Consider the following 11,974-nt stretch of genomic DNA (forward strand, 5'->3'; position numbering starts at 1 on the left):
GTGTACCCGCAGATTGGGCCGCCGTTGGTGTGCGGCCGGTCAGCTTCCTTCGTACAGGGCGCGGAATTCGAGGGTGTCTTCCGCAGTGACGATCTCGGCCAGGCGTTCGAACTCCGCGTAGTCCTCGTCGGTCATGATGGCGACGGCGTTGCTGACCACGGATCCCTTGGGAAGCTTGGCGAAGTACTTCATGAGCAGGTCGACGAAGGCGTCCTTCATTTCGTCGAGTTCACGCTGCCATTCGTCTTCGAGCTGTATCTGCGCAATCGCGGCGGCCTTTTCCTCCGGGGTGAAGGTGGTCAGCAGGTCGCGCTCGGCGCGGGTGAACGGGCGTCCGTCGCGGTGGTAAGGGCGCGTCCGGATGTCGGGGTGGTTGAGGTCAACTTGGTGAGGAGGAGGACGACTTCGGGGCGAACGGAGGAGGGCATGGGTGGTTCCTTGTGTGGTGTCGTGAGATCGGTTTGTGCTGGTGAGCTGGCAGGTGGTGCTCGGGGCATGACGTGCGGGTGCCTTGGTCAAGGAGGTGTGGGCTGCGAGAAGCAGGGTGCTCGCGGAAGGGTGGTTGCTCAGCGTGGGCCGGCGGCGGGGGTGCCGCGCGCTTGACTGCGGTAGGGACGAGGGTGCCAAGGGCATGTTGTGGGGCTTCTGGGGCACCAATGGTCCGGAGGATCGCCGGTTTGGCCAACCGCCGATCGTCGGCTATGTTTCGCCCGTTTTTCGCTGGTCAGCGCCGTCGGCTGGGGTCGTTCACGGCGCTGGTGGCCGGTCGCGTGACGGGCGCGAGGGGTGCGGTGCGCCGAGTGCCCATCGTGGCCGTTCCGTCGGGGCTTGCGGGTAGTGCCGGCAGGTGGGCACTGCGGCGCAGGCGCCACACCAGGACATCGCTGATGGAGTCGGCGGTGTCGAGCTCACGTCGTCGGGCGGCGTCGGCCAGCAGAACGGCCGGGTCGTGGCCGGCCTTCCGGACCTCGTCGAGGGTGGCGGCCAAGGCGGCCCAGCCGGCCTCGGCGCGGATCCGCTCGGCCAGCTCCGGCAGCACTTGCTGAAGTAGCGCGGCGTGCCGTTGCCGAACACGCGGCGCCAGACGCTTGCCTCGCTGCCGCAGGACGGCCATCGGCTCGGCTGCTGCGGTTTCGTAGGCTGCCCGAAGGTGTTCAGCTGCCTGCTGAGCTGCGGCGGCCTGCTGCGCGTGCTCCTTCTTCGCGTGCCAGTTCGCCGCGGCGATGGCGAGGAAGAAGGCCATGTCGATGAGCATGGCGGCGGTGGCGCCGTCTTCCCCGCGGCCCAGGGCTGGTCCGCTGCGGACGAGGTCACGGGCGGCCTGGCGCAGGGCGCGGTCGTGCCCGCGTACGGCCCTCACGTGGGAGCGGCTGGCCCGCTCGAACACGAACGCCGCCTCGCGCAGCTCGGCGCGGATATGGGCGGCGGAGGTCTTGGCCAGCGCGTCCAGGACCTCACCCGCAGCGGCGATCTGCGCCGCTGCTGCACCGTCGTCACCGTGGTCGATGATCAGCAGTGCCTGCCAGGTGGCTGCGGTGGCCCGGCGCCGCGCGAACGCGGGACCTGTCACGTCCGGCAGGGCGGGCTGCTCCGGCCGTGAGCCGTCCGCCGAAGCGGCCTCCGCAGGAAGCGTCCAGCGTCCGCGGATGCGGGGCAGGGACAGATCGGGTGCGAGCGTGGAACCCGCGTAGAACACCGGCTCCTTCTCACCGTTGCGGTCATCGGGCAGGGCGACCTTGTAGCCGAGCAGGTCGCCGGAGGGCGCGACGCGTTTGCGGATCAGCAGGCCGGCGGCGGCCAGCCGGTCGAAGAACTCCTCCTCGCTCGTCGCGCCGGCCACCGCGCGCCGTACGGTCTCCCGCAGCTCCTCGCGCGCAGGGCGCTGCCTGCCCGTGCGTTCGGCCTTGTACCGCTCCGCGCTGGTGGCCCGCTTGGCGGCGGTGCCGTCCCCGGGGGCGACCTGGTGCAGCCCGAGTTCCTTTTCGATCAGCCGGCACTCGGCCTGGGCGCGTTTGCCGGAGCGGTGGTGGTCGGGGCGGCGGCCGTCCTCGCGGACGAGGGTGGCGATGATGTGGATGTGGTCGTCGGCGTGCCGGACGGCAGCCCAGCGGCAGCCGGCGCCGTCGCCAGGGTCGATGCCGGTGGCGGCGACCATGCGGCGGGCGATGTCGCCCCACTGCTCGTCGGACAGGACCGGGTCGTCGGGCGCGGCGCGCACCGAGCAGTGCCAGACGTGCTTGTCGGGACGCTGGTCCGCGTCGAGCAGCGACAGGGGCTGGTCGAGGAGGTGCTGGAGGTCCTTCTTCGTGACCGAGGGGTCGCGGCCGGGGTCGGGGGCCATGCCGTCGAAGGAAGCGACCAGGTGCGGGTCGATGTGCTCCTCGTGGGTGCCCTTGCCGTACAGGTAGTGCAAAAGCCCGAGGGTGTTGCTGCCCTGCTGGTGGATCCGGGGGATCAAGCCGCTTGCCCCTCCTGCCCGTTGGCGACCCTGTCGGCTGCCCGCTGGACCGCCTGTGCGGCACGCTGCAGGTCGGCGAGGGCAGCGGCGAAGTGCGGTACGTGGGCACCCGAGTTGAGGGCCTTGGCGATTTGATTGACGTTGCTGCCCGCCCAGCCGAGCTGACGGCGCACACCGAACAGCGCGGTCAGGATGTCCCGCTCGGTGGCGATGGTCGCCGCGGTCCGGGACTGGTCACGGGCAGCGGCCAGCGCCGAGTGGGCCAGGAACCCGGCCACGCTCATGCCGACGTGGTCGGCGCCGGACTGGATGACGGCGAGTTCTAGCTCGTTGAGGCGGACGCTGTGCGCGGGGCGCTGCTTCTTGTCACGCGGACGCGACTTCCCCTTCCTGGCCTTGCCCTTGCGGCTGGCCTTGCCTGGCTGCGGTCCGCCCTCGGTCGCAGCCTTCCCGTTCGGCGCCCCCTGGCGCCAGACGGGCCCCGCCACCCCTGGGGCGGGGTCGGGTTCGGGCGCTCCCCCGACGGGGGAGTGTCCGGACCTCCAACTTGCTCCGCCTGGGACAGGATTGGACGGCAGGGATTCCTCGGGGGCCATGGGGCCTTCGTGGTGCGGGGTCTGCATGGGGCCTTCCGGGTCGGGGCGTGGTCGGGAGTGCTGGTGCGGCGGGGATCAGCGGGGTGGATGGCTGGCTGCGGCTTTGAGCTGGGCCTTGAACTCGCGGACGACTCGTCCGACGCCGTCGCTGGAGACGGTGTAGCCAGCGGCGCGCAGGGCGTCCTCAACCCGGTCGCGTCCGACGCTGCCGGTCTGCTCATGGATGCGGCGAGCGTGCTTGAGGATGACCTCGTCGGAGGCACGGGCTTTGCTGGCGTCGCGCTTCTTCCGGGCAGCCGGTTTCCGCTCGTGCCTGCCCGAAGGGCTGCCCGAGCTGTTGCCCGTGAGCGCCCGGCTCTCTTCAGTTTCTGCCCGTGCGGGCAGCCCGGACTCCGGGCGGGCAGGCTGTGGGCGGGCAGCCGGAGGGACCTCGTCGTCACCCCGATCTGACGGGTGCGGGCGGGCAGTTTCCTCTGCCCGCGGCAGTTGTGCCGTGCGGCCGGCGCGCGGGCTGCTGTGCCCGGATTCCCGGGCGGGGTTGGAGGCCGGGACCTCCCAGCGCGGCGGCAGCGTGATGGAAGCGAGGCCGAGGGCCTGCTTGCGGGTGGCGAGCTTGTGCAGCAGCAGCTTGTCCTGGAGCGGGTCGCCGTCGACGCCGGCCCGCTCGAGAGCCTGGTGCAGGCGCTCTGCCAGGCGTCGTCTCCGCCGTCTGCCGCGCTTGTCGGTCATCGACTCGGCGCGCAGGATCAGGGCGACGGCTTCGCTCAGCGCGCGCTCGCGGATGAGTCGGGCGGCATCGGCGTCCTGGTCGGCGATGCCGAGGCGAGCCAGGAGGCGTTCGCGTGCCTGGCGGACGAGGACGGCGGCCAGGCTGCGTGAGGCGGCGTCGGGGGCGCGGTGGCGCAGCTCGATGCCCATGGCCAGGTGCCACAGCATCGCGGCCATGACCGGGCCGACGAAGGCTCGCACGGTGCCACCGACCAGCCCGGACTCGGCGTAGGCGGGCAGAACCTGGACTGCGGTGATGACCCAGGTGAGGGTGCCGGGCAGCCCGGGTGCCTGCTTCGGGCCGTTGAGGTTCTGCCGGGCCATCAGGGCGGTGGCGAACAGGGCCAGCTCGGCGGCGGCGAACATCGCGACGCGCTCGGCGGCGCCGCCCATGTCGAGGTAGTCGGCGGCGAACCGCCAGCTGGTGTCCGCGCTGTACGCGGTGCAGCCGAGCGCGGCCACGGCCGCGACCGGCACCGCGACAGTCCCGCGCCAGCGGTTGGTGTGATGCCGCCGGCGGCGCTGCTGGCGGCTCAGCCACCCGGCGAGCAGGCCGAGCAGCACGGGCGGGATGAGGAGCGCCACGGTCATCACCGGGGAGGTGGCCCAGTCAGGGAGGAGCGGCGTGCCGCTGATCCGTATGGCGAGGGGGACGGGGCTGAGAGGAGGCAGGAGGGGGCTCCAAGGCGTCGAGGATTGAGGGCGAAGGGCGAATCGACGGAGCGCCGAGCAACCGCCTACGCGAGTGGCTGGCGCGGGCAGGGCTGGTGTGAGCGCGGGTGATGCGGCGGGGCCGGCCAGGAGGGCGGGCGCTGGGGCGGCCAGTCAGGCGGCGGGCGCTGTGCGGCGTCGTCGGTCGGGGCCGTCGAGGATGACGCGCTCCGTCATCTCGGCGAGACGGGAGGCGACGCGGTCACCGAGGGTGACGCGCAGCTGCTCCATCGGAAGGTTGGTGGTGATGAGTGTCGGGAGCATGTGCTCGTACCGGTGGTTGATGAGCCGGTAGGTCAGCTCCTCGGTCCATTCGCTGGTCTTGGCCGCGCCGAGGTCGTCCAGGAACAGCAGCGGGCAGCGCGCCAGGGTCTGCAGGTCACGTTCGGCGTCGTGGCCGGCGCGGGGGCGTAGGCGCGCGTGGAAGTCGGCGGTGGTGGTCGCTTCCCAGCGCAGACGGACCCCTCGGGCGAGCAGGGTGCGGATGGCGCCGTACGCCTGGTACGTCTTGCCCGTGCCCGTGGGGCCGGCGATCAGCAGCGACGGGCCTTCGGCGATGCCCGGCCCGCCGGGGCCGGGGCGTCCGGCGCGGGCGATCTCGTCGGCCCAGGCGGTGACCTTCGGGTGGTCGGCCAGGGCTCGACGGTAGCGGGCGGGGATCCTGGCGGCGGCGAGTTCCAGCGCGGTGACGGGCTCGACGTGCCCTTCCTCGACGGCGGCGGTGGCAAGGTCGATGCCGCGACTGGCAAGGATGCCGTTGAGCCGGTCGGCGAGCGGGCCGACCCGGTGGGGCTCGCGGGTGAGGGTGGCGGTCAGAGGTCACCTCCGTAGGCGGCTTCGACATCGGCGGGGTTTGTCCACGCCCTGTGGACAACCGGCGCGGCGGAGGCCGCGTTCATGGCCTCGTGCACGAGGCTCGGCAAAGTGCTGGGATGCAGGCCCTTGGCGCGATGCAGGTCAAGCCCGGCCCGGATGTGAGCGGGCGCGATGCCCTCCAGGAGCAGCTTTCGCGCCTCCCGGCCGAGATGGCCCAGGATGTTCTCGGGCGGACGGTGTGCGCAAGCGACGGCGTACTCGGCGATGAGCTGGTTGGCCGAGACGGTGCCGGATGCGGGGGCGCTCGCGCCCCCCGAAGGGGTATCTCCTAGATCCATGATCCTAGGTCCTAGATCCGGACCGTGAGCTGTCACCGCTCCCTCACTGAGCTGTCCCTGCTGCCTCATGGAGGGCTCACGGAAATCGCTCTGACCTGCTACTTCCTCATCGGTGCCCGGATTCACCGCAGGCTCGCGTATTCGCCCGGAGCTCTCACGGAGGACTCCGTGAGGCTGCGGTGGGGGCTCCGTGAGCCCGACTCCCGCAGTCGGGGCGCCGACGCCGGGTGCGGTGCGGGCCGGCGTGTCGTGGTGTGGGCAGGCGGGAAGCCGGCTCGCGCTGGGGCGGTTGATCTTCTGGTGCTGCCGCCAGGTGACGATGTGCAGGTAGCGCTTGTCATCCGGGCCCTTGTAGCGGCATATCAGCCTGGTGTCGGCGAGCTGGGCGAGGTCCTTCTCGACGTCGGCAGGTGTGTGTTCGGGGCGCAGGACCCACAGCTGCCCGGCGATGATCGCGGCGTGGTCGCGGTGGCGGCCCTGGTCGTCGGCCTGGGTGAGCAGGCCGAAGAAGGTGCGCTCGGCGGTCAGGGTGACGGCGGCCAGGGACTCGGAGACGAAGGCTTCGGGCTTGATGGTGCGGATTCGTGCCAAGAGGGGCGGTCCTCACTCGGTGACCGGTGGGCTGGGTGCCCACGGTTCACCGTCGGTCGGGGGTGGGACGGGCGTGAAGGGCGGGGGATGTCCGGCCGTTGAGGCGGGGTGCGTTGATGGCCGCTCGCGCTTTCCGGGGGTGTCGTCAACATAGCCACACCCAGGTCGCGCAAGTCCAGCCCTATCCGGCGCAATCTCTCACGGCAGAAATGCTGCTGGAAATCGAGTCGGCGAGGGCGGTGCGAAAACGGTAGGGCACGATCGGCGGTTGACCAAATAGTTGCCCGGCATCCCGAGCCGGAAGGATCACATCGGGAAGCCGTTGACGTCCTGCGAGCGATGAAGCTACAACACAACACCCCACGTCAGAGAGGGTCTCTGGTGTCGGGGCCCGTTCGGGGATCCGGACCTTCGCAGCACCCCGACCGTCCCGCTCGCCCATTGAGCGCGGCGCAACATAGCCGACGATCGCCGGTTAACCAAACCGGCGAATGCACGCTACAACTGGAGCCATGGCAGCACGATCTCTGGAAATAGGGCCCGCAGGAATGCTGGCGGCTCGCACCATCGAAATCCTGCGTACGGAACGCGGCCTTGGGCAGCGCCAACTCGCCGCGCGGTGTTCCGCTTTGGGTCGCCCTATGTCCAACACGATGCTGTCCCGCATCGAACTCGCCAAGCGGCGATGCGATATCGACGACCTCGTCGCTATCGCCGAAGCCCTGCAGGTATCACCCCTCGCTCTCCTGCAGGGCCCGGGCGCCACCTGAGCCGCTCACGCATCCGTCCCCCGACTTCGCGACTAGGAGCCGCCCCCCTTGCACCGATCCACGCCCGCGTCCGTCCCCCACAGGCCGTCCGACGCCCCTCCGCCCCGCCTCTACCGCCCCGAAGAGATCGCTGACACCCTCGGCTGCTCGGCCTGGTGGGTCAAGGACCGAGCGCGACGGCGCCTGATACCGCACACCCGGGTCGGCCGTGCCTACCGCTTCACCGCCGAGCATCTGGCCGAGATCATCCGCCTCTACGAGGAGCGGCCGGCCCAGCCTGCGCAGACAGCCGCGCGGGCGACCGAGCTGCTCTCCGAGCCCGGTACGCAGACCGGCTCCGCGCAACGTCGCCGCCCTGTCGTTGCTCCGACGACCCGCCTACGGGCTCGCCCGCCGCGTCGACAGCAGCAGTACGGCACTGTCGCGTGACCGGATCGAACCTGCCGTAGACGAGGACAATCAAGAGGGGGACAGCGGAACTTGGGTTTCGCGGAGAAGCGCGGAAACTACTGGCGTGGCCGGTACAAGGTCGCGCCCGGCAAGCACAACACGGTCGTCGACGAGAACGGCAAGGCGATCAGGTTCGCCACCAAGGGCGAGGCCCAACGGGCAGCGGCCGAGGCCGAGAACAAGTACCGTCGCGGCGACTGGCGCGACCCGGCCCTCGGCCAGGAGACCTTCGGCGAGTACGCGAACCGCTGGTACGAGGCCCAGGACCTGGCGGCCTCGACCATGCAGAACTACAAGCGCCACATCGAGGAGCACCTGCTCCCCGAGTTCGAGGACAAGGCGCTCGCCGGCATCCTGCGTACGGACGTCGACCTGTGGGAGAAGACGGAGAAGGCCCTCTATGCCGCCTCCAGCGTCAAGACCTGGCGCTCGACGCTCCACCTGATCTTCGAGGACGCGATCGACGAGGGCCTGATCACGTCCAACCCGGCTGCCCGGCGGCGCGGGCGAGGTAAGCGCGCCGGCCGCTCCCGAGACCGTGGTCCGGAGAAGGTGGTCACCGACGCGCTCGGCATCCTGCTGGCCGCCGAGCGTGCCGCCCTGCTCTCCGGCCGCGACGACGAGTTCGTCGCCGTGGTCCTCAAGGGCTACACCGGCATGCGCTGGGGCGAGATCGTCGGCCTGGAGACCGCGTTCGTCCGCCCTGGAGCCGTCCGGGTCGAGTGGCAGCTGTACGAGCTCGACACGGGAGAGCTGGTGCGCTGCCCGCCGAAGGACGACAGCTACCGCACCATCGACTCGATGGACTGGCTGTCGGCACTGGTCGCCAACCACATCGCCCGCACGAAGCCCAAGCCGTGCCCCTGCCACGGCAAGACCTACGTCTTCCGAGGACAGGGCGCGGCCCGTACCGGGGGCCACCAGGGCGCGAAGCTCGTCGACGTCGCCCGTCGTGCCAGCGTTTCAACTGGCACGGTGTCCAACGTCCTCAACCACCCCGAACGCGTCACCGAGGCCACGCGAGCAAAGGTCGAGCAGGCCATCGCGGACCTCCGGTTCGTGCGGGGCGGCGTCGTGCCGGAGCATGCCGCCCACTGGCGCAGGAACGGTTTCGCGACCTGGCTATTCACGCCGGCGGTCTCCGGCTGGTACCCGAAGAAGGCGCCGCAGGAGCCACGGCCAGTGCCCTTGCTCGGCGAGCCGTGGCCCGGTGTCCCAGCACGGGGGCGGGGTGCCAGCGATCGGGCCGACGCCTGCTGGCTCCCGATAGCCAAGGGGCTCACGCCCCACGGCCTTCGCCACACCCACCGGACGATGATGGAGGACCTGGGAACCGAGAAGGTGCTCATGGATGAACGCATGGGCCACATCGACGGCTCGGTCTCGGCGCGCTACGCCCACGTCACCCCAGGCATGCGGCAGCGCCTCAAGTTCGGGCTGACCGAGCAATGGGAGTCGGCGCTCGACGCCCGACTGGCGCTGTCTCCGGCGTCGCCGGTGCGCGTGCTCAACGAGCTCCTGCGGACACGCAGGGATGCCCACCGGTTGGCGATGTCTGGGTGATGCTCGGAACGTGTGCCCCTACGCGATCACCGTGTAGGGGCACACGTGGTTCGTGACCGCCGCTGCGGCCGCCTCGGTTCAGACTGCGAAGGCTTGACCACATACGAGGCAGTGATATGGGCCGGACTTGTCTTCGGGTACCTTCACCGGCTCGTACGAGTGACAGGGGGATGACACGATGACCATGTCGTCGGGTTCGGTGAGGGGTGATGGAACCTCTGGAGTATCCACGGTGCCCTTGAAGTCGACCTTCACGTGCTTGCTGCGGATCGGCTTGAGCGCGTTCTTAAGCTCGTCCTCCACCATTCGCGCTGCGGCGGGAGCGATCAGGCCCCTGGCGTAGTCGATCTGTTCCTGCGTCCACCAGGAGTCCGGCCCCGCCGGCTGCCCACAGAGAGGGCAGTAGTAGGCAGGGGGCGACGGCTGCTGCTCGGCCTCTTCATTCGCCGGTCCGTGGTGCCACTTGAACTGGTTGATGCAGTGGGGACACTCCCGACGCACGAAGCCGTCGTGGTCCAGGGGCAGGCTCATCGGAATTTCCATGTCACGCCCCATCCACGAACTCTTCGACCCTGATCGGCACCCCGTCGGCGGTCTTCCCCGTCAGGACGACGTTGAAGTACGAGCTGGCCCCCATCCCCAGAGAGCGAGCACTCATTACCCGCACCGACTTACCGGCGGGCAACTTCGGGACGGGGAACTCACCCTCGCTGTGGGTAATGAGCCTGTTCTCCTCTTCGGCTTCCACATCCAGGTCGTAGACGTCTCCTGGGCCGTGGTTGGTGATCACGACCGTCCCCATCTTTCTCGACCCGTTGTCGACGTAGCGGGCACTGAGCCGAGGGGTACCGGCTGCTTGCGACGACGGAAGCTTCCGTCCCAGCGGAAGCCCGCCACCTGGTGGGACAGGCGGAGTGAGGTCGCCGGCGTCATGCCAATCCGTACCGGTCAGCCGCACGGCGCACCCCGCAGTCTGTAGACGAGTCGCGAGATCCTGCCGCTTCCTCGTGGAGTTGTCGAGGCGGATCACGTGCCGGCCGTGAATGTCGCTGAAGACCTTCACCTGCCCGAGCTCGACTATCACGGTGCGGTTCTCATCCCGGCCCATGGCCATCCCTGCCTCGAACAGCACGTTCGGTCGGGGCTGCATCTGCGGGTTGCACTCGGGATCTCCGGCGTACGTGAGGCTCTCGTGCAGGTAGGTGACGTCGTCGGGGGTCTGGAGCACCACCACGGCCTGCGCCTGTGAGAACGCGGTGTCCAGGACCTCGCCGATGTATGGGGAGCCCTTGCCAGTCATCTGGATGGCCTCGGACCATTCGATTGGATCGAGGCCGATAGCGCGCAGGAACTCGAAGAGCCCCTTGCGCGCGAGCTCGTTCCGTCCGTGGATCACGAACACCTTGCGAGGGTCTGCGCCGCCCTCGGCCACTCGGTCTGCCATGTCTTGCTCACCACTCACGGTCGAGGGAGAACTGTCCTCAGCGACGGTAGCGGCAGGCACTGACAACGAATGGAGCCCGATGATGGGAGCCGGATTCCGAAGTTGGCTCCCAACTGGCTCCCAGAATGGTCCCCGGAACCACTCAAGGGCCCGACCCGCTCTGCGGATCAGGCCCCTGACCTGGTACTACAGCGTCGGGGTGGCGGGATTTGAACCCACGACCTCTTCGTCCCGAACGAAGCGCGCTGCCAAGCTGCGCTACACCCCGATGTCGCTGCTGTCGCGGCGACGACGTTTACTTTAGCCCACCGGTGGCCGGAGACGAAATCCGGTTCTGGCGCGGCGGCGGACGGGGTTCGGGCGGGTGTGGTCCAGGAGGACCAGGAGGATGGCCAGGGCGTACATGGCCAGGCCGAGGAGGAGGGCGTTGGCGAGGGTGCCGCGGTAGCTCTGGTGGTCGGCGTCCAGGAAGGGGTAGAGGTAGCGGCCGGCCGTGCCGGGGATCAGCAGTTCGGCCCTGCCGAGGTAGAAGGCCAGGTAGGCCAGGGGGTAGACGAGCCACGCGGCGGTCTGGCGGAGGTGCAGATGGCCGCGGGCGGTGAGCAGGAGCCAGTCCAGGAGCGCCGCGATCGGGGTTGCGGTGTGGAGGAGCCGGAGGGCCGTCCACTGGCCGTGCCACGGGATGGGTGGTGTGGTCGCGCCCGTCATCGAGAACGGCGGCGTGGTGTTTCCGAGGAGTAGGTGGTAGGTGAGGCCCGTGGTCAGTACGTAGAGCAGTGCGGCTCCCGTGACGACTGCCGGCAGGGGGCGGCGGGCCGCCCACGCGCGGTGGGCCGAGATGACCATGACCAGGGCCAGGAAGGCGTTGCTCTGGATGCTGAAGTAGCTCAGCACGCGGGTCGGGGAGCCGAGCAACAGCTCCAGTGCGACGCCTGTGAGGGCCATCAGAGCGATGAGCAGGCGGTACAGCGCCGTCAGCGGGCGGGGGCGGGGGGCCATCACTGCGGCGGCGGGGACGTACGAGGGCATCAGTACCGGCGTGCCCGTAACCGCGGGCAGTTCCGGGATCTCCCTGGGTATCGGAGCCGTCATGCCCTCACGCTAAGCAGAATGGGCGAAACGGGCGATGTGGGGTGGGCTGGGCGGGTTAATTCGGAATTGGAGTCGGAATACCCTCGGTCAGGCACTCGGATGGGGTGCGCTTCCCGCGCCACCCCGCCTGGCACCAGCGCCGTCAGCCGTTCCCCGCTCCTCCGCTACTCCCGGCCCAGCGGCGTCGGCCGTTCCCCGCTCCTCCGCTACTCCCGGCCCAGCGGCGTCGGCCGTTCCCCGCTCCTCCGCTACTCCCGGCCCAGCGGCGTCGGCCGTTTCCCGCTCCTCCGCTACTCCCGGCCCAGCGGCGTCGGCCGTTCCCCGCTCCTCCGCTACTCCCGGCCCAGCGGCGTCGGCCGTTCCCCGCTCCTCCGCAC

The 11,974-nt window shown here is 69.9% G+C and carries 13 protein-coding genes and 1 tRNA gene; 4 read left to right on the forward strand and 10 right to left on the reverse strand.

Going from position 1 to position 11,974, the window contains the following annotated elements; all coding sequences use genetic code 11:
• Window positions 1-39 precede the first annotated feature (39 nt).
• The 6 genes from ABT245_RS10785 to ABT245_RS10810 form a co-directional block, all read right to left on the reverse strand.
• Window positions 40-519, reverse strand: coding sequence for a class III extradiol ring-cleavage dioxygenase family protein (locus tag ABT245_RS10785; protein ID WP_159103823.1), 480 nt, complete (start codon window positions 517-519; stop codon window positions 40-42).
• A 205-nt stretch (window positions 520-724) separates the two neighbouring features.
• Window positions 725-2,458 carry a relaxase/mobilization nuclease domain-containing protein gene (locus tag ABT245_RS10790; protein WP_058081342.1) on the reverse strand — a complete coding sequence of 578 codons (1,734 nt, stop codon included), beginning with the start codon at window positions 2,456-2,458 and terminating at the stop codon, window positions 725-727.
• Window positions 2,455-2,946 carry a plasmid mobilization relaxosome protein MobC gene (gene mobC, locus ABT245_RS10795; RefSeq protein ID WP_058081343.1) on the reverse strand — a complete coding sequence of 164 codons (492 nt, stop codon included), beginning with the start codon at window positions 2,944-2,946 and terminating at the stop codon, window positions 2,455-2,457. The genes ABT245_RS10790 and mobC overlap by 4 nt, the downstream gene beginning before the upstream one ends.
• Before the next feature lie 183 nt (window positions 2,947-3,129).
• Window positions 3,130-4,413: a hypothetical protein gene (locus tag ABT245_RS10800; protein WP_203348981.1), complete on the reverse strand. Its 1,284-nt coding sequence runs from the start codon at window positions 4,411-4,413 to the stop codon at window positions 3,130-3,132.
• Window positions 4,414-4,647: 234 nt separating this feature from the next.
• The gene (locus ABT245_RS10805; protein WP_079088045.1) at window positions 4,648-5,349 is read right to left on the reverse strand and encodes an ATP-binding protein; all 702 of its coding nucleotides are present in this window, start codon (window positions 5,347-5,349) and stop codon (window positions 4,648-4,650) included.
• Entirely contained in the window at window positions 5,346-6,278 is a 933-nt protein-coding gene (locus tag ABT245_RS10810; RefSeq protein ID WP_058081345.1) for a hypothetical protein, read from the reverse strand. The genes ABT245_RS10805 and ABT245_RS10810 overlap by 4 nt, the downstream gene beginning before the upstream one ends.
• Before the next feature lie 512 nt (window positions 6,279-6,790).
• On the opposite strand from ABT245_RS10810, the gene ABT245_RS10815 reads away from it, so the two are divergent.
• The 3 genes from ABT245_RS10815 to ABT245_RS10825 are packed head-to-tail and all read left to right on the forward strand — an operon-like array spanning window position 6,791 to window position 9,061.
• Complete coding sequence (locus tag ABT245_RS10815) at window positions 6,791-7,048, forward strand: helix-turn-helix domain-containing protein (protein ID WP_058081346.1); 258 nt, start codon at window positions 6,791-6,793, stop codon at window positions 7,046-7,048.
• Window positions 7,049-7,096: 48 nt separating this feature from the next.
• Complete coding sequence (locus ABT245_RS10820) at window positions 7,097-7,477, forward strand: helix-turn-helix domain-containing protein (protein WP_058081347.1); 381 nt, start codon at window positions 7,097-7,099, stop codon at window positions 7,475-7,477.
• A gap of 51 nt (window positions 7,478-7,528) precedes the next feature.
• Entirely contained in the window at window positions 7,529-9,061 is a 1,533-nt protein-coding gene (locus ABT245_RS10825) for a LacI family DNA-binding transcriptional regulator (RefSeq protein ID WP_058081348.1), read from the forward strand.
• Window positions 9,062-9,139: 78 nt separating this feature from the next.
• Here ABT245_RS10825 and ABT245_RS10830 read toward each other — a convergent pair whose 3' ends face one another.
• The 4 genes from ABT245_RS10830 to ABT245_RS10845 all read right to left on the reverse strand — a co-directional run bounded on the left by ABT245_RS10830 (window position 9,140) and on the right by ABT245_RS10845 (window position 11,597).
• Window positions 9,140-9,592, reverse strand: a complete 453-nt coding sequence (locus ABT245_RS10830) for a hypothetical protein (protein WP_079088253.1) — start codon at window positions 9,590-9,592, stop codon at window positions 9,140-9,142.
• A 13-nt stretch (window positions 9,593-9,605) separates the two neighbouring features.
• The gene (locus ABT245_RS10835; RefSeq protein WP_236041878.1) at window positions 9,606-10,463 is read right to left on the reverse strand and encodes a TIR domain-containing protein; all 858 of its coding nucleotides are present in this window, start codon (window positions 10,461-10,463) and stop codon (window positions 9,606-9,608) included.
• Window positions 10,464-10,699: 236 nt separating this feature from the next.
• Window positions 10,700-10,773: transfer RNA gene (locus ABT245_RS10840), tRNA-Pro, on the reverse strand.
• A 32-nt stretch (window positions 10,774-10,805) separates the two neighbouring features.
• Window positions 10,806-11,597, reverse strand: coding sequence for a Pr6Pr family membrane protein (locus tag ABT245_RS10845; RefSeq protein WP_351731496.1), 792 nt, complete (start codon window positions 11,595-11,597; stop codon window positions 10,806-10,808).
• 99 nt (window positions 11,598-11,696) lie between these two features.
• Between ABT245_RS10845 and ABT245_RS10850 the strand changes: the two genes are divergently transcribed.
• Window positions 11,697-11,974, forward strand: a 278-nt coding sequence (locus tag ABT245_RS10850) for a hypothetical protein (protein WP_351731499.1), incomplete at its 3' end; no start/stop codon positions are given.

Source organism: Streptomyces sp. NPDC001508 (assembly GCF_040298665.1).
Lineage (GTDB): Bacteria > Actinomycetota > Actinomycetes > Streptomycetales > Streptomycetaceae > Streptomyces.

Coding starts and splice junctions, on each gene's coding strand:
- ABT245_RS10815 (WP_058081346.1), top strand. CDS start 6,791: ATGGCAGCACGATCTCTGGAAATAGGGCCCGCAGGAATGCTGGCGGCT.
- ABT245_RS10800 (WP_203348981.1), bottom strand. CDS start 4,413: ATGACCGTGGCGCTCCTCATCCCGCCCGTGCTGCTCGGCCTGCTCGCC.
- ABT245_RS10845 (WP_351731496.1), bottom strand. CDS start 11,597: ATGACGGCTCCGATACCCAGGGAGATCCCGGAACTGCCCGCGGTTACG.
- ABT245_RS10830 (WP_079088253.1), bottom strand. CDS start 9,592: ATGAGCCTGCCCCTGGACCACGACGGCTTCGTGCGTCGGGAGTGTCCC.